Raw genomic sequence first — 17,751 nt, 5'->3', positions numbered from 1 at the left:
ACAAAAGCAGACAGGCTCAGGCTACTGGCGCGGGAGCGTTGGGCTGTGGCCCACTATCGTCGCTACGCTTGGGAGCGACCCCCGCCAAGGACTTGGGAGAACGTGGAGTACGGCCTTCCATGATGTCCTTGATCTGGTCTGCATCAATGGTCTCCCACTCCAGCAATGCTGCAGTCATGGCTTCGACCTTGTCAGCATTTTCTTTCAGCAGCTTGGTTGCCAACGCATACTGCGTATCCAAAATACGGCGGATCTCTGCATCGACCTTTTGCATGGTCGCCTCAGATACATTCTTGTGCGTCGTCACAGAACGCCCCAGGAATACTTCCCCATCATTTTCGGCATACACCATGGGACCAAGCACTTCGGACATGCCGTAACGGGTCACCATGTCACGGGCAATGGCCGTTGCACGCTCAAAGTCATTTGAAGCACCCGTCGATACGTTCCCGACAAAGATTTCCTCGGCAACACGGCCACCAAACAGCATGCTGATCTGTGCCAACATCTGATCCTGATACAAGCTGAAGCGATCAATTTCCGGCAACGACAGCGTCACTCCTAGCGCACGGCCACGAGGAATGACACTCACCTTGTGGACCGGGTCGCAACCAGGCAACAGATACCCAACGATGGCGTGCCCGGACTCATGATATGAGGTTTTCTTCTTGTCCTCAGGCGTAATCACCATGGACTTGCGTTCTGCGCCCATGAAGATCTTGTCCTTGGCGCGCTCGAAGTCGTCCATATCGACCAAACGCTTGTTGCCACGCGCTGCGAACAAAGCCGCCTCGTTGACGAGGTTGGCTAGATCCGCCCCCGCCATGCCAGGGGTGCCTCGCGCCAAAACATTCGGATCAACATCGGGTGCAATGGGAACCTTGCGCATGTGCACTTTGAGAATCTGCTCACGGCCACGGATATCTGGCAACGGCACCGTCACCTGACGGTCAAAACGACCAGGGCGCAGCAAAGCCGGGTCAAGGACGTCCGGGCGGTTGGTCGCAGCAATCACGATCACCCCTGTCTGCCCTTCAAAGCCATCCATTTCAACCAGCAACTGGTTAAGGGTTTGTTCGCGCTCATCATTGCCGCCACCCAGCCCGGCACCACGCTGGCGACCGACCGCGTCAATTTCGTCAATAAATATGATGCAAGGCGCGTGCTTCTTGGCTTGCTCAAACATGTCGCGCACACGGGCCGCGCCCACACCGACAAACATTTCCACAAAATCCGAGCCGGAAATGCTGAAGAAGGGGACCTTGGCTTCGCCTGCAATAGCTTTGGCCAACAGGGTTTTACCTGTACCCGGAGAGCCCACCATCAGCACGCCTTTGGGGATACGGCCACCAAGCTTCTGGAATTTTGAAGGATCGCGCAGGAAGTCGACCAGTTCGGCCACCTCTTCCTTGGCTTCGTCACACCCTGCAACATCCGCGAAATTCACCGAGTTTGCTGACTCATCCAACATGCGGGCTTTGCTCTTACCGAAGGAGAAGGCACCACCGCGCCCGCCTCCTTGCATCTGGCGCATGAAGAAAATCCACACCCCCACCAAGAGCAACAAAGGCAACATTTGCAGCAGTGCGCTCATCAGCCAGGATTGCTCTTCCTCTGGCTTGGATGCAACCTGCACCCCATATCTCATCAGATCACCCACCATCCAAAGATCAGACGGAGTATTGACAGTAATCTGGCGGTTATCCGATGTTGTCGCCACAACAACGCGTCTCTGAACATCCACCACGGCCTTGGAGATACGGCCCGCCTTGGCGTCCTCCATAAACTGCGAGTATTCCACCGTGTTCTGGGCAGCCTGGCGATTATTAAACTGGTTAAAGACGGTAATCAGCACAACGCCGATCACCAACCAGATTGCAAGATTTTTGAATACGTTGTTCAAGGCAACTCCAATTCACTCCGGCAAAATTCCGGAAATACATGGCTACAGACCGATTCTAGAGACGAACGTTCCCGTCTGCAAACAATCAGCCTGATAGATCCCCTACATCATACCTGCTTCTTGTCCAAGCCAAGAAGGTACACTTCTGCACTTCGATCCCGCGATGCTTCAGGCTTGCGCGCAGCAACAGTACGGAAAATCTTCTGCATTGCGGTCCTATACTCCATGAATCCGGAGCCTTGAAAGACCTTGATCAGCATGTTGCCCCCTGGGCGCAGATGATTGACGGAAAAATCCAGGGCTAACTCGGCCAAGTGCATCATCCGCCCCTCATCGCTGGAGGCAATGCCCGATATATTGGGGGCCATGTCAGAAAGTACAAGGTCCACAACCCGACCATTTAACAAACGCTCAAATTCCGACAAAACCGACTCCTCCCTGAAGTCTCCTTCCAGGAAGATCACCTCTGGCACAGGCTCCATCGGCAGAATATCCAGCGCGAACAATTGCCCACCAGGACGCAAGCGGGGTGCTACAACCTGCGACCAGGAACCTGGTGCCGCGCCCAATTCGGCCACAACCATTCCAGGCTTGAGCAAGCGATCTTTTTTATCAATCTCCAAAAGCTTGAAAACCGCGCGAGAGCGGTATCCTTCGGCTTTGGCCTTCTGTACCCATTGGTCCGTCAGATGCTCTTGCATCCATGCTTTACTGGATTTACTACGCTTCATGGTCAGGAACGGATAAAATCGCGGTTTAGAAAAGGAATCATGATGTTAGAACTTACTCCCATTGAGCGACGCGAGCTACGCGCCCAAGCCCACCACCTGCACCCTGTCGTCAGCATAGCTGGCAATGGCCTGAGCGCTTCTGTGCTCAAGGAAATCGATGCGGCCCTTAAATCTCATGAGCTGATCAAGATCCGGGTTTATGGTGACGACCGCGAAGCCCGTGCCGCCTACCTTGCTGAAACCTGCAGCCAGCTTGGCTGTGTGGCGATCCAAAGCATCGGCAAACTGCTGGTGGTCTATCGCCCCAATCCAGAACTGCATGTTGAACGCCCCAATACCGCAGCAAAACCTGCGCGTGGCCGCAAGCTGGTTGCCCAAGAGCCTTCTTTCAACCTTCGCCCAGGCCGCCCCACCACAGCGAACGCACCGCGCAAAGCGCTGGTTGGCGCCCCGGCCCCACGCTATCGCAAACCCGCAGCGGGCAGTGGTCGCCTGCGCAAAAGCGCACGCTAAACCTTACGCCATAAGCTAAAAAAGGCGGAGCCAAGCTGGCCCGCCTTTTTTGCATGCCTGTTTTTCAGCGCTTGAAAACCTGGGTCACCAATGCAACACCCAGCACACTCTGGATGAGGTATAGCACACTGGCAATTCCGTGCCATGTGGCAAAGCGATCTCGAAACACACTCTCCATCACCTGCCGGGGCATGGCTTCCTGACGCAAATGGCTGAGAATAGGCTCAATACCAAAGTGCCCTGCCAAAGTCAGCACAAACATCAGCAGAATCAACCACAAGGCAAGTGTCTTAAACGCAGCCAAACCTTCTCTGGCAAACAAAAAGCCCATCAGGTAAAGCGCGCAGCCGACCCCAAGCCAGGCAACAATTCCAAACTGCTGCCCTGCAATGGTCCCAGCCAGGTTGTGGTCACTCAATACATTGAAGAGCACTGGCGCCGAAATATAACCGATCGCCCACAGTGCGCCCACCCAAAGGGTGACCGCCAAAGCAAAGAGATATTCGGCAACGCGGCTCATCAGATGTAACGCACGTCAATGACTTCGTATTCGCGCACGCCGCCCGGAGCCTGAACTTCCGCCACATCCCCGGCAAACTTGCCGATCAAGGCGCGAGCGATGGGAGAGCTGACCGAAACTTTGCCGCTCTTGAGGTCCGCTTCGTCTTCACCCACGATCTGATAGACCACGCGGGCGCCAGAATCCAAATCTTCCAGGTCAATCGTGGCACCAAAGACGCAACGGCCATCGGCATCCAACAATGCCGGATCAATGATCTGGGCCGTGGAAAGCTTGGATTCGACCTCGGCAATACGCCCCTCAACAAAGCCCTGGCGTTCCTTGGCTGCGTCGTATTCCGCGTTTTCGGACAAATCGCCGTGCGAGCGTGCCTCAGCGATGGCTGCAATCACGCTGGGACGCTCAACCGTCTTGAGGCGATGAAGCTCTGCACGCAGTTGCTCGGCACCGTTTTTAGTTAAAGGAGTCTTGATCATTGCTGTTCTTAATTCAACTGTGCGTGCAACTCTTGCAACGCATAAGGTTCAAGTTCATTCATATGGCGAATGCCCATACAGGCGGCACGTGCCCCCTCGATCGTGGTAAACACGGTCACCTTGGCAGCCAGCGCACTGGTGCGGATAGAGCGCGAATCAACAATCGCTTGGCGGCGCTCTTCCACCGTATTGATGACCAAGGAAATCTCGTTGTTCTTGATCATATCAACAATGTGCGGACGACCTTCCATCACCTTGTTCACTGCGGTGATAGCTGTCAGCCCGGCTTCATGGAAATAGGCCGTAGTTCCCTTGGTGGCCACAACCTTGAAACCCAGGTCAAGCAACTCACGAGCGACATCAACGGACTTGGCCCGGTCTGACTGCTTGACACTGATAAAGGCAGTCCCCGACGAAGGCAGACGTGTACCCGCAGCCAATTGGCTCTTCACAAAGGCTTCGGCAAAAGTCTTGCCAACCCCCATGACCTCACCCGTTGACTTCATTTCCGGCCCCAGAATGGTATCCACACCAGGGAATTTGTTAAAGGGGAATACGGCTTCCTTCACCGAATAGTAAGGCGGAATGATCTCCCCCTTCACACCTTGCGAAGCAAGACTCTGCCCTGCCATGCAACGGGCGGCAATCTTTGCCAGCGGCAAGGAGCAAGCCTTGGACACAAACGGTACAGTACGTGAAGCACGTGGGTTCACTTCAAGCACATACACAGTCTCCCCCTGGATGGCGAACTGAACGTTCATCAGCCCCACCACGCTCAGGGCACGCGCCATCAGCTCGGTCTGACGACGCAATTCATCCTGCAAAGGCTTGGACAGCGTGTAAGGCGGCAGCGAACAGGCCGAATCACCTGAGTGAACACCGGCTTGCTCAATGTGCTGCATGATCCCGCCGATCATCACCTGGGTGCCGTCAGACAAGGCATCCACATCAATCTCGGTCGCATCATTGAGGAAGCGATCCAGCAATACCGGTGAATCATTCGAAACCTTGATCGCGTCACGCATGTAGCGCTCAAGATCTTTTTGTTCGTGGACGATTTCCATAGCCCGGCCACCTAGCACATAGCTGGGGCGCACCACCAGTGGGTAGCCGATTTCGGCTGCAAGACGAATCGCATCCACCTCGGTCCGTGCGGTACGGTTAGGGGGCTGACGCAGGCCCAGATCGTTAAGCAGCTTCTGGAAACGCTCGCGGTCTTCCGCCGCATCAATCATGTCCGGGCTGGTGCCGATGATAGGCACGCCATTAGCTTCCAGCTCGCGGGCGTGCTTGAGCGGGGTCTGCCCACCAAACTGCACGATCACGCCTAGCGGCTTTTCAACCGCAACGATTTCCAGGATGTCTTCCAGGGTCAGCGGTTCGAAGTAAAGGCGATCCGATGTGTCATAGTCGGTCGACACGGTCTCGGGGTTGCAGTTGACCATGATCGTTTCATAGCCATCTTCACGCATGGCCAAAGCCGCATGCACGCAGCAGTAGTCAAACTCAATCCCTTGACCGATACGGTTCGGGCCGCCGCCCAAAACCATGATCTTCTTTTTGTCGCTGGGCTGGGCTTCGCATTCCTCTTCGTAACTGGAATACATATAAGCCGTATTGGACGCGAATTCTGCCGCACAGGTATCCACACGCTTGTACACCGGACGAACCCCAGTGCTGCGGCGGTGCAGACGCACGGCAGTTTCATCTGTTGCTAACAGCTTGGCCAGGCGGCGGTCAGAGAAGCCCTTGCGCTTGAGTGCGCGCAAGGCATTGGCGTCCAGGCTCTTCAGTGAGCGGCCAACCAGATTCTTTTCGCTGCGAACAATATCTTCGATCTGTGCCAGGAACCACGGATCAATCTTGGTCAGTTGATGCAACTCACGCTGGCTCAAGCCTTCACGGAACGCCTGCCCCACGTACCAGATGCGTTGCGAGCCAGGGTTGGCGAGTTCCAGCTCAAGCTCTTCGCGGTCACACTCAATCTCATCCAAGCCATAAGAGCCCACTTCCAGGCCACGCAAGGCTTTCTGGAAAGACTCCTGGAAGGTACGGCCAATGGCCATCACTTCGCCCACCGACTTCATCTGGGTCGTCAGGCGGCTATTGGCTTGCGGGAATTTTTCGAACGCAAAGCGCGGCACCTTGGTGACGATATAGTCAATCGAAGGCTCGAACGATGCCGGCGTCACGCCACCGGTAATGTCGTTCTTCAATTCATCCAGCGTAAAGCCCACCGCCAGCTTGGCGGCCACCTTGGCAATCGGGAAACCAGTTGCCTTGGAGGCCAGCGCCGAAGAGCGAGACACACGTGGGTTCATTTCGATGACGATCAGGCGGCCATCCTTGGGATTGACCGCAAACTGAACGTTGGAGCCCCCGGTATCCACACCAATTTCACGCAATACCGCAATCGAGGCGTTCCGCATGATCTGGTATTCCTTGTCGGTCAAGGTCTGCGCCGGAGCGATCGTGATCGAGTCCCCCGTGTGCACGCCCATCGGATCAAGGTTTTCGATAGAACAGATGATGATGCAATTGTCGTGCTTGTCACGCACGACTTCCATCTCGAACTCTTTCCAACCCAGCAAGGATTCTTCGATCAACAGCTCGCGTGTAGGCGACAGATCCAAGCCACGCGTACAGATCTCGTTGAATTCCTCAATGTTGTAGGCAATCCCGCCCCCCGTGCCGCCCATTGTGAAGGACGGACGGATAATTGCAGGGAATCCGACCTGGGCCTGCACGGCCAGAGCCTCTTCCATGCTGTGAGCGATCCCAGAACGGGCTGATTCCAGCCCGATCTTTCCCATGGCCTGCTTGAATTTCTGACGATCTTCAGCTTTGTCGATGGCTTCCGGCGTAGCACCGATCAGCTCCACCTTGTATTTTTCCAGCACGCCGTGGTGCCACAGGTCCAAAGCACAGTTCAGCGCAGTCTGCCCGCCCATGGTCGGCAGCACGGCATCCGGACGCTCCTTCTCGATGATACGTTCGAGCACCTGCCAAGTGAGGGGTTCGATGTATGTCACATCGGCCATATTGGGGTCAGTCATGATCGTGGCCGGATTGCTGTTGACCAGAATGACCTTGTAACCCTCGTCACGCAGCGCCTTGCAGGCCTGGGCGCCGGAATAGTCGAACTCACACGCCTGGCCGATGATGATCGGGCCAGCGCCGATGATGAGAATGGATTGAATGTCTGTCCGCTTGGGCATATCAACACCTGGATTTCGTTGCTGTTTGGGGCACGGATCGAAACCCGCACCCAACCGGAATTCTTACTGCTTTGCCGCTACCATCAACTTGATGAAACGGTCGAACAGGTAGGACACATCATGTGGGCCAGGGCTGGCTTCAGGGTGCCCCTGGAAACACAGGGCGGGACGATCCGTCCACACCAAGCCTTGCAGACTGCCATCGAACAACGACACGTGTGACGCACGCACGTTGGCAGGCAGGGTCTTTTCATCCACTGCAAAACCGTGGTTCTGGCTGGTAATCATCACCCGGCCGCTATCCAGATCCTTAACCGGATGGTTGGCGCCGTGGTGGCCGAACTTCATCTTCAGGGTTTTTGCCCCAGCAGCCAGCCCCATGATCTGATGCCCCAGACAGATGCCGAACACGGGCAACCTACGATCAAGGAATTCACGAACCGCAGCAATCGCATAATCACAGGGCTCCGGATCTCCAGGGCCATTGGACAGGAACACGCCATCCGGGTTCATCGCCAGTACATCTGCAGCAGGCGTCTGCGCAGGCACCACAGTCAGCTTGCAACCACGTTCGGCCAACATGTGCAGGATATTGCGCTTGACGCCAAAGTCATACGCCACCACATGGAAAGCGGTCTTGGTCTGCTCCACATAACCCTTGCCAAGCTTCCATTCACCGGAGTTCCAGGCGTAAGCCTTGTCAGTGGTCACGACCTTGGCCAGATCCATCCCTGCCAAACCGGGGAAGGCGCGGGCCTCAGCAATTGCGGCTTCTACGTTAAGGTCCTTCTGGTTGGCTGCTGTAACCAAGCACCCCGCCTGGGCGCCCTTTTCACGCAAGATGCGGGTGAGCTTGCGGGTATCAATTCCTGCGATCCCCACCACATTCTCGGCCTTCATATAGGCATCAAGCGTTTGTTCCGAACGAAAATTGGAAACCAGCAGAGGCAGATCCCGGATGACCAAGCCCGCCGCATAGACTTTGTCGGATTCACAATCTTCGCTGTTCACACCCACATTGCCGATGTGGGGATGCGTCAGCGTCACGATCTGGCGCGTGTAGGAAGGATCGGTCAGGATTTCCTGATAGCCGGTGATGGCGGTGTTGAATACGACCTCCCCAACACTCTTGCCTACAGCACCAATCCCTTGTCCATGAAATACCGTTCCATCAGCAAGAGCAAGAAGGGCGTAAAGGTTATCCGTCACAATCGATCACTCCTAAAATCCGTGAAATCGGGCCACGTCCCCAAACGATGGGCACACAACACAAGGGGAGATGCTGGGCTTCCGACGTGAAAAACGGGACTCATCCTTTCAGACAAGTCCCGCTTGAAAACTTTATGGATTATAGCCTAAAAACGCCCCTCTCGGCAACGCTTGCCAAGCCAAGCACAGGAAGAACGGCCCGCGTCCCTGGAGAAAGGCCACACCGAGCGCGTCAAGCCTGCTTGTTTTCAAGATACCTGCGCAGATAGGCAGAGAGGCGGTTGAGTTCGGCAATCAGGGCTGGAACAGCCTTCTTGGCTGCTTCCAGTTCGCCTTTGCGTGCAGCCACTTCCACCATCAACGCGGCATCGGCCGCAAGCGCGGCTCCAAATACCCCAACAGAAGACTTGAGTGAGTGAGCCAGGGCCCCAATCGTTTTCCCGTCGTTGGTCACCACCGCCTTTTCAAGTTGCACACAGTTTTTACCCAGGTCGCCCAAAAAGATTGCGACCAAAGAGTCTACAGACGCCTCATCCCCCTCCAGCAGGGTTCGCGTCTGCTCCAGATCGGCAACACCATGCTCGATCTGCAGGAGGCAGTTCTGATCGGCTAACTGCGACACCGCAATTCCTTCAAAATCAGTGGTTTCGAGGCGCTTGGCAACGCGCTCAATGGCTGCAAACAATTCTGCGGGCTGAATAGGCTTGGAGACGTAATCATCCATACCCGCTTCAAGGCAACGCTCCCGATCCCCCTGCATGACGTGCGCGGTCATGGCGATGATTGGAGTCACCTCCCAACGCCCGGACATTGCCCAACTGCGACGGGCTTCACGCGCCCGGATTGCCTTGGTGGCCTCAATGCCCCCCAGCACGGGCATCTGCACATCCATCAAGATCAAGTCAAAACGCTTCTTCTCGAACCACTCAATGGCTTCCTGTCCATCGCCCGCCACGGTGACCTCATACCCGGCGCGCTGCATGATCTTGGTCGCCACAGTCTGATTGACGGGATTGTCTTCCACCAACAGCACTTCCTGGCGTCGTTCCGGCTTTGCCGCGCCTGCGTGCAGCAATTGCTCATCAATCTGGAATTCAGCCAGCGTTACCTCAGGCTCATCCTGAACAGGCATCAAGGCCAAGCGGATGGCATCCAGCAAATCAGACGGCGTAAGGGGCTTGACCACATTGGAACGCACGCCAAGCTGGCGGCAGCGTGCCGCATCATTGCGCTGGGTATCGGAATTGAGCATCATAATGACGCGATCACAGCATGCACCTGCATCATGAAAGCGGGACGGCAGCGCAAAACCACCGGGGTCCGGCATGTTGGCGTCCACAATCATCAGGTCAAACGCATCGCCGATCTTGGCCATAAGTTTGAGCGCGGCATCCGCCTCTTCCCCGGAAGCCGCCACAGACACCTGAAACCCCCAGCACCGAAGATTTTCGCCAACCTCACGAGCAGTTGTTGCGTTGTCTTCAACCACCAGCACCTTCATGCGCTGGTAACTGTTGTCAATGCTTTCAGTCTTGACCTGATTACGTACCACGCCTGCTTCAAAGGTAAAATGGAAATCACTCCCTTTACCCGACTCGCTGGCAACCCAAATCCGCCCGCGCATCAACTCCACCAACTTGCGGCAAATTGCCAGCCCCAAGCCCGTGCCGCCGAAACGACGGGTTGTGGAAGTGTCTGCCTGGGAGAAGGCATCAAAAATCTCAAATTGCTTACTCTGCTCAATTCCGATCCCGGTATCACGGACGGCAACCTCGATACGCACCCGGCCGTCTTCCCGGCTTACCGTGTGCGCGTTCAGAGAGACTTCCCCCTTATCGGTAAACTTGATCGCGTTGCCCAGCAGATTCATCAGCACCTGACGCAAACGATTGGGGTCTCCACGCAGCACCTGGGGCGTATCTGGTGCAATGCTGAAAACCAGTTCAAGCCCTTTTTGATGCCCGCGCAAGGCCAGCGCCTTGAAGGTATCCCCAATCACCGCTGGTAGTGAGAATTCAATCTCCTCCAACTCAAGCTTGCCTGCCTCGATCTTGGAGAAATCCAGAATGTCGTTGATGATGGATAGCAAGGCATCCGCAGAGGATTTGACCGTTTGCAGATACCCCCGTTGTTCGGCATCCAGCTGGGTATCCAGCGCCAATTCAGTCATCCCTATGATGCCATTCATAGGGGTACGGATTTCGTGGCTCATATTGGCCAGAAAATCACTCTTGGCCCGGCTGGCAGATTCTGCCACCTCTTTGGCCCGCAATAGCTCCAGCTCCCAACCCTTGCGCTCAGTCACATTGCGGTGTGTCCCCACGATTCTGGAAGGCTTGCCTTCCTCGTCGCGCATCACAATCCGCCCATGTGTGGCGATCCAGAGCCACTCGCCGCTCGCACCGCGCAGGCGATATTCAACGTGGAAATCCTCCCCCTCTCCACGTAAATGACGCCATATCCGGTCTTGCACCATGGGTAAATCATCGGTGTGGATCATGCTCTCCCAGGCTGCACGATCATTGCCGAATTGCTCGTCCCGATACCCCAAACCGGCCTTCCAAGCGGAAGACAAGAACATCTCACCAGTACGCAGATCCCAATCCCACAAACCATCATGGCGGCTATCAAGCGCCAGCGTCAGGCGTTCCTTCTCACGCATCTGCTGGTCCAGCATGGTGATCAGGCGGCTGACAAGACGCAAGGGATCATCAGCACAGGCACGAAAAGCCCTGGGCTCCCCCGCACGGGCAGCGAGCGCATCCAGCGCCCGCCAGAGCACGGCAGCATCTGGCGCAACGCCCTGCTCTCGGGTGGACGGGGGGAGTGTCGTCATTGGCGTCTTACAGGGTCTGAAGCAAATTCGCGTCGATCAGGCTGACAACTGGCGACACGTCTTCTCCATCCTGTCCAGCCCCTCGTCCAGCTCAGCGTCAGAGATGACAAGGGAAGTGGCAATACGCACCACATTGGGCCCCGCCACAATATGAAGCAAGCCATTGGCCGCAGCGGCCTTCATAAACTCGCCCGCACGCCCCGCAAACGTCGGTGTCAGCTCACACCCCAACCACAATCCAGATTCGCGCACCTCGGCAAAACAGCCAAACTGCTCACCCATCGCACGCAAGCGTTGTGCCGCATGCTTGGCCTTACGTTTGACGCCTTCCAGGACTTCCGGGCTGGAGATCAGATCCAACACGGCCAGCGACACCGCACAAGCCAAGGGATTGCCACCAAAGGTACTGCCATGAACCCCAGGGGTGAAATGCTTGTCGGCCATCGCAGCAGTCGTCATCATGATCCCGACAGGGAAACCACCGCCAATCCCCTTTGCAGTGGTCAGAATATCCGGCACCACGCCCGTATTCATATAGGCATACAAGGCGCCAGTACGCCCGTTGCCAGATTGCACCTCGTCGAAAATCAAGGCTGCATCATGCTTGGTGGCCAATTCACGCATCAGTTTGAGGAACTCGGGCTTGACGGGCAACACACCACTTTCGCCCACCACCGGCTCAACGATGATCGCACAGGTCTGCGGGCCAACCACGCGCCGCAACGCAGCCTCGTCGTGCAGATCGATATGCACGATTCCCGCCGGATTCGGCCCCATTCCCGAGGAGTACTTGGCCTGCCCCCCCACCGAAACGGTAAAGAAGGTCCGGCCATGGAAGGAACCGTTGAAAGAGACAATCTCAATTTTCTCGGGTCCGTATTTGTCAACGGCACGCTTACGGGCCAGTTTCAATGCCGCCTCATTGGCCTCCGCCCCCGAATTGCAATAGAACACCCGTTCGGCAAAAGTTAATTCGCACAGTTTGCGGGCCAGTTTCAGCGCAGGTTCATTCGTGTAGTAATTTGAAACGTGCCACAACTTGCCCGCCTGCTCACTCAATGCCTTGAGCAATATGGGATGGGAATGCCCCAGGGAGGTCACCGCCACACCAGCGCCAAAATCGATATAGTCACGCCCTTGCTGATCCCAGAGGCGAGAGCCTTCGCCCCTTACAAAAATCATATCCAGCGGTGAAAACACCGGCACCATGTAACGATCGAAATCGGCTCTTTCAACAGCGGCAGTCACTCAAAATCCTTTCCAGAAAACATGTCTCACCACCTCAAACCAAAACAAACGCGGGCCCGCCACATGGCGGTACCGGCAACAAAGAAACGCATTGGTTTGGTTACACAGCGGACGGGCGCCATGCTCGTCATGAGTATAGGCAATCCGGTATTTTACGGGTAAAGCATGATGGTGGGTAAGGCAAAAAGCACGCGAGTGTGCATGGCGGCGCGAGGAAGCACCTCGAAATGGAAAAAGCTCCACTACCAAGGCGGCCTTGCGCCGCGTGGGACATCCTCACCACCGCTACCGGAAAGTGATGGAGTTTAGTGAAAGAAGGTTCTTGAAAAAACGACGAACGGTCAGGCGTGTCCCGATGCGCACAAGATTATTCCTCTACCAGGCGGCTCCTGTGCCGTCATGGCAAGACTATCGAAACAACCCTGGGTATCCGAACTCAAGCAGTTGCTCACACGACACGAAACAAAAGCGCTTTTGAATCCAGATACCTGCCCCATCGAAAACATACCAATCGAATGGGCAGGCAACTGGACCAAAGAACAAAAAATCAAGGAAAAACCAGCAAAAAATATCTAAGAATGCCCATGTAATCCGCAAAAACACAAGTACCCCAAAAGACTATCGCGACAGTCAGCACACACATGAATATGTCGATCCTGTCTTTTAAAGCAGATCCTCGCTTCGTGCCATTGAACACTTGTTTCATTTCTTCTCGACATCGTCACCATGTTCTTTCAGAAGCGACGCCATCAAGATTTCCACATCCTTGCGGCGACCTGCGTCAGCATCTGGGCGCGAGGGACGTGGCTGCGCGGCAAGCGCCTGTTTCAGATGCTCAATGGCTTTGCCATATTCCCCTTGGGAGGCCAGAAAATCCGCATAGAAATAGTGAGGATCAATGCCATCAGGATTGATCTTGAGCGCTGTCTCAAGATATGAGCGGGCCTTCTTCTTGTCGCCAAAACCAATCGGCCAGCCAGGCACCTTGGCATACAGACTACCCAGTGACGTATAGATCGAACCATTCAGAACGGTGGGATCAATTTTCTCCGCCTCCAATAGCAGATCACGCGCCTGCTTGGCTTTGCTCAACGCCCCCAACCCGCCCTCAGCCTTGGCATAGCTCGCCAATACAATGGCCTGCCATACCTTCGGTTCAGCCTTGCCAGGGCTGCCATCAACAAGTTGTTGCGCCTGCAGGGCGAGTCCTTTGAAAGCCGACTCACGCTCCTTCTCAGGCATCTGATAGTTGATCGTAGCCCAGCGATGGGCAATGTTCGCCACAGGCTCCGGCAACGGGGTTTCACTGGCCTTGGCAAGCGTAGATAGCATGCACAACAAAATGGGTAAATAACGTAGCTTCATCAGATTCTCTCCGTCGTGGGGTCAGGGTGTTTGACGATTTGCGTTCAGGCGGGCAAAGGGGCGCATCTGCGCAACCTGTTTCATCAACGATTGATCAACGAGCCGTGGTAGAAGCGCATTGAGGCGTACAAACAGCTTCTCCGGCCAACCCAGATAGGTATCGGCGCGATCACTGGAGATGGCTGCGAGCACCTGACCCGCAACATCCGCAGGATCATCCTGTGCCATCTTCAAGGCCACGGCCATCCGCGCCACCGCGTCCTGATTAAAGGACGTGCGGGTATAGCGTGGAGCCACATAGTGCACGCTGACCCCTGTACCAACAAGCTCACGGCGTAGCGCTTCGGAATATCCACGCAGAGCAAACTTGCTCGCTGAATAGCTGGCAAAGCACGGGAAGCCAATCGACCCAAATATTGATCCGACATGAACGATCCGCCCCTGCCGTCTTTCCAGCATGTGCGGCAGCAAAGCATTGGTCAGTTGGATTGGTCCGATCACATTGGTCGCAAACAATCGGGCGGTATCCTGTGGCTGCTCATCGTTTGAGAACCCAAAAACCTGCATTCCTGCGCAATTGATCAACATATCAATACCCGTTGCAGCGCGAATGGCTGCCTGGGCCACACCTGGCGCGTCGGCCACCAGATCGCCGGTCAGGATATTGACTGATGCAACCTCTTGCTCCAGCGTTTTTGCCAGGCGTTTCAATGATTCGCGCTGTCTGCCAACCAGAGTCAAGGCCGCACCAGCCTTTGCCAGTTCATATGCCACCGCGCTACCGATGCCTCCGCTTGCGCCCAGCACCAATATCTTGCTCCCTTGGAGATTCATGCCTTTTCTCCCTGTGGAATGGTACGGATCACATCGCCATAGAGACGAAAGAACACTTTGGCACAATGCAGAACGGCAGCACGGTCATCCGCATTTTCCAATCGATTCACCACACCACGAAAATCTTCGATGTGGGTCATATCCAAGGAACCGTGACTACTCAGATACGAAAATGCACTGGATGGCAGATCCAAACTGCTTTGCAATACCGTGGCAGCCTGGGTAGCCAGGTGCACACTGGTGCCTTCAAGCACAAAGACCATGCCAAAAAAACCAACCGGATTGCCACGCATCACGGTGTCGTAAGCATAAGAGACCATCAATTCGGTCTCGATTGCACACTGGCCATGGCGTACCGCTTCAACATCCCCGCCGATGACGCGAATGTCATTGAGAATCCATTCCTGATGGCCGATTTCTTCTTCAATGTAATGTGCAACGGCTTCACGCAACCACTCCATATGGGCGGGAATGCGCGCACCACATGCCATCAGAAGCGGCGTGGTATGACGAACGTGGTAATAGGCCTGGGTCAGAAAAGCAAGATATTGGGCACGCGTTGCTCGCCCAGCCATCGCCGTTGCAATGATTGGGGCAGAGCGAACATATGCTTGCCCCTCGGCGGTGGCTTCATGCAACTCGTCGTAGAACGCCATGAGATTCGTTTCCTTGGTAAAGAGCTTCAAGTTCGGTGGAATAGGCTGCAGCAATTTCAGGGCGACGCGGTCGTCCGTTGGAAGTCAGCAATCCGTTTTCCGGTGCAAAAGGTTGGCTGACTGCAATCCAGTGGGCCACTTGTGCGTAGTCAGGCAATCGCAAGTTAGCGGCGGTCATCGCAGAATGAATGTCTGATGGGGACATCGACGGATGCGCCACGATTACCGCTACATTGAAAGGCTTGGCCTCACCAAATACGGCAGCTTGCAGCAAGCCGGTCTGGGCCAGTAATTCGCGTTCAACCCACTCTGGCGAAACGTTGCGGCCAAAGGATGTAATAAACATATTCTTTTTGCGGCCTGAAACATAGAGGTAGCCCTCTTCATCCATATACCCCAGATCGCCGGTATGCAAAACAGGCGTCACATCCTCTGGCGACTCTCCCAGATAGCCCAAGAAGTGCACGCCACGGACGAGAATTTCTCCGTCATGGTCGATTTCAATCCGAACATGCGGCAAAGGCTTGCCGACACTACCTGGGCGCGTTGCGTCAGGCGGATTCAAAGCTACAACCGATGAGCATTCCGACAGGCCATAACCTTCATGCACCGGCAGCCCAAGCTCAACAGCACTGTGCAACAAGGCTGGAGACACACTGCCACCACCTACAGCAAGGAAGCGTAAGGCTTTGGGGCTTGGGGCCCCTGCCCGGATGGCGGCGACCTGCGCGGCCAGCATCTGCGGCACAAGAATCGCGCTCGTCGCCTGCAATGAGTCCAGTGCCCCCAACTGGGTCAGCACATTCAAGCCTGAACTGCCGCTCAGACCGACTTCGGCCAGAGAAGGCACAATACATGTCGCCCCTGCCAGAAGCGGCACATAAACTCCAGCGATATTTTCCAGCAGGGTCGCCAATGGCAATACGCACACATGGCGATCATCAAGGCGGGCTTCCGTAACATGGAACAATGACAGCGCCACCGTTTCCATAGCCTCTGTACTCAAGCAAACACCCTTGGGAGTACCGGTAGTGCCGGAGGTGAAAGTGATCTTCTGCGTTCCTTTCGGCAGACTGGCAAGCCCGGCACAATTTCCGTCAATGCCGATGCCATGAAGAGAGCGGTACACCACACCTCCATCAGTCATGGCAAGGCTCACGCGCTCGGCCAAAGCATCTGGCTGATCGGTCAGCACCAGATCAACTCCGGCGTACCAGAGCGTATGCCGAAGTTGTGTGCGCGAGAAAAATCCTGGCAGCGGCACAAGGGGGATACCCGCAAACAGCGCGGCAAGGTCTGCCAACACCCAGTCAATTCCATTATCCGCCATCAAGCCCAATACGCGAGGCGCATGCACCTGGAGTTGTGCAGCAAATACCTCAATTTCATCCAGCAGTTCCCGATAGGACAGACTACTCCCCTTGGAGAGCAAAGCAATCTTGTCTGGGCATGTCTGCGCGTATTTGCGGATTGCCTCAAGCACATGGCTTTTCATATTCATACCTCCTGCATAGGGTAAGGACTGGCAGCCATGCGCCCTATCGTCGCAAAGCCTTCAGCAATATCGCCAAACAACACGCGTGGCCGGTGTTGGTAATAGCTTCCCCACATAGCTTGTTCGTCGTGCGCCAAGCGGGCCGGATCGGCCTCTGCCACATCAACCGGACGCAAGCCAAGGCGGGAAAATGCGTTGCGCAGGGATGATGTCCCTGTGAAGACAACCCAGTGATAGCCTTGCCGATAGAGGTATTCCGTCAATTGCACAATCATCGCGCGGGCAGCCCCGGCCCCATCTCCGGCAAACTGCCCAACTTCTATGATGCGCTGGCGCTCAACCGGTCGCCCGAGTTTCCGGCTGATCAGCACCTCCACGGGGTCATCCAGATAGCATTCCAGAAACAATTTCTGACTGGCCGGGCGCACGCCCAACGCTCCCAATAATTCACTTTGTTTGGAGCGCAGAGAGAATAGTTGCGGCATAAAATGCGTAACGTGCGCGCTATAGGTGGCGGCGAAACAGCGCTGGATGAACTGCTCGACCTCAAACCGGTGGTGTGATGTGGCTTCGGTCAGCGAATGGGCAAGCCTTGTGTGCGATGCCAAACCCAACAGGGATCTTCGTCGCCTCTGCCTGGAGGCGTAGTCCGTATCAAACCCTGGACACACTTCAGGCAAGAGCGTTGAGAGCGCGGCGGTCGTCATGGCGGACTCCTTGTTGCAAATGGTTGTCGGCCTGAACGAC

At 55.6% G+C, this 17,751-nt stretch carries 15 protein-coding genes; 2 read left to right on the top strand and 13 right to left on the bottom strand.

Features of this window, described 5'->3' with window-relative positions:
* Positions 1 to 16: 16 nt before the first annotated feature.
* Positions 17 to 1,903 (bottom strand): ATP-dependent zinc metalloprotease FtsH, encoded by a 1,887-nt coding sequence (ftsH, locus tag B145_RS0116915; protein WP_018608944.1) that lies wholly within the window; start codon positions 1,901 to 1,903, stop codon positions 17 to 19.
* 107 nt (positions 1,904 to 2,010) lie between these two features.
* Positions 2,011 to 2,634: an RlmE family RNA methyltransferase gene (locus tag B145_RS0116910; protein WP_026259224.1), complete on the bottom strand. Its 624-nt coding sequence runs from the start codon at positions 2,632 to 2,634 to the stop codon at positions 2,011 to 2,013.
* A 39-nt stretch (positions 2,635 to 2,673) separates the two neighbouring features.
* On the opposite strand from B145_RS0116910, the gene B145_RS27645 reads away from it, so the two are divergent.
* On the top strand, positions 2,674 to 3,147 hold the full coding sequence (locus tag B145_RS27645; protein WP_245541882.1) for a YhbY family RNA-binding protein: 474 nt from the start codon (positions 2,674 to 2,676) through the stop codon (positions 3,145 to 3,147).
* Positions 3,148 to 3,211: 64 nt separating this feature from the next.
* Here the strand turns inward: B145_RS27645 and B145_RS0116900 are convergent, their stop codons facing one another.
* The 6 genes from B145_RS0116900 to B145_RS0116875 all read right to left on the bottom strand — a co-directional run bounded on the left by B145_RS0116900 (position 3,212) and on the right by B145_RS0116875 (position 12,654).
* Entirely contained in the window at positions 3,212 to 3,667 is a 456-nt protein-coding gene (locus B145_RS0116900) for a DUF4149 domain-containing protein (protein WP_018608941.1), read from the bottom strand.
* Complete coding sequence (gene greA, locus B145_RS0116895) at positions 3,667 to 4,143, bottom strand: transcription elongation factor GreA (protein WP_018608940.1); 477 nt, start codon at positions 4,141 to 4,143, stop codon at positions 3,667 to 3,669. The genes B145_RS0116900 and greA overlap by 1 nt, the downstream gene beginning before the upstream one ends.
* An 8-nt stretch (positions 4,144 to 4,151) precedes the next feature.
* Entirely contained in the window at positions 4,152 to 7,361 is a 3,210-nt protein-coding gene (gene carB / locus B145_RS0116890) for a carbamoyl-phosphate synthase large subunit (protein ID WP_018608939.1), read from the bottom strand.
* 63 nt (positions 7,362 to 7,424) lie between these two features.
* Positions 7,425 to 8,570: a glutamine-hydrolyzing carbamoyl-phosphate synthase small subunit gene (carA, locus tag B145_RS0116885; protein WP_018608938.1), complete on the bottom strand. Its 1,146-nt coding sequence runs from the start codon at positions 8,568 to 8,570 to the stop codon at positions 7,425 to 7,427.
* Positions 8,571 to 8,802: 232 nt separating this feature from the next.
* Entirely contained in the window at positions 8,803 to 11,406 is a 2,604-nt protein-coding gene (locus B145_RS26055) for a response regulator (protein ID WP_018608937.1), read from the bottom strand.
* A gap of 36 nt (positions 11,407 to 11,442) precedes the next feature.
* Positions 11,443 to 12,654, bottom strand: a complete 1,212-nt coding sequence (locus B145_RS0116875) for an acetylornithine/succinyldiaminopimelate transaminase (RefSeq protein ID WP_018608936.1) — start codon at positions 12,652 to 12,654, stop codon at positions 11,443 to 11,445.
* Positions 12,655 to 13,053: 399 nt separating this feature from the next.
* Between B145_RS0116875 and B145_RS28750 the strand changes: the two genes are divergently transcribed.
* On the top strand, positions 13,054 to 13,230 hold the full coding sequence (locus tag B145_RS28750; RefSeq protein ID WP_018608933.1) for a hypothetical protein: 177 nt from the start codon (positions 13,054 to 13,056) through the stop codon (positions 13,228 to 13,230).
* A 126-nt stretch (positions 13,231 to 13,356) separates the two neighbouring features.
* On the opposite strand, the gene B145_RS0116865 is transcribed toward B145_RS28750, so the two are convergent.
* Genes B145_RS0116865 through B145_RS26045 form a run of 5 tightly spaced genes read right to left on the bottom strand, consistent with a single transcriptional unit; the run spans position 13,357 to position 17,711 of the window.
* The gene (locus tag B145_RS0116865; protein ID WP_018608931.1) at positions 13,357 to 14,019 is read right to left on the bottom strand and encodes a tetratricopeptide repeat protein; all 663 of its coding nucleotides are present in this window, start codon (positions 14,017 to 14,019) and stop codon (positions 13,357 to 13,359) included.
* Between the two features lie 21 nt (positions 14,020 to 14,040).
* Entirely contained in the window at positions 14,041 to 14,853 is an 813-nt protein-coding gene (locus tag B145_RS0116860) for an SDR family oxidoreductase (RefSeq protein WP_018608929.1), read from the bottom strand.
* Positions 14,850 to 15,509 carry an iron-containing redox enzyme family protein gene (locus B145_RS0116855; RefSeq protein WP_018608926.1) on the bottom strand — a complete coding sequence of 220 codons (660 nt, stop codon included), beginning with the start codon at positions 15,507 to 15,509 and terminating at the stop codon, positions 14,850 to 14,852. Before B145_RS0116855 ends, B145_RS0116860 begins: the two co-directional genes overlap by 4 nt.
* Positions 15,484 to 17,004: an AMP-binding protein gene (locus B145_RS26050; protein WP_018608924.1), complete on the bottom strand. Its 1,521-nt coding sequence runs from the start codon at positions 17,002 to 17,004 to the stop codon at positions 15,484 to 15,486. The genes B145_RS0116855 and B145_RS26050 overlap by 26 nt, the downstream gene beginning before the upstream one ends.
* A gap of 2 nt (positions 17,005 to 17,006) precedes the next feature.
* The gene (locus tag B145_RS26045; RefSeq protein ID WP_083917786.1) at positions 17,007 to 17,711 is read right to left on the bottom strand and encodes a thermostable hemolysin; all 705 of its coding nucleotides are present in this window, start codon (positions 17,709 to 17,711) and stop codon (positions 17,007 to 17,009) included.
* Positions 17,712 to 17,751: the final 40 nt, after the last annotated feature.

The sequence above is a fragment of the Uliginosibacterium gangwonense DSM 18521 genome, from assembly GCF_000373965.1.
GTDB classification, from domain to species: Bacteria; Pseudomonadota; Gammaproteobacteria; order Burkholderiales; family Rhodocyclaceae; genus Uliginosibacterium; species Uliginosibacterium gangwonense.
This window is presented reverse-complemented; position numbering and strand designations above follow the sequence as displayed.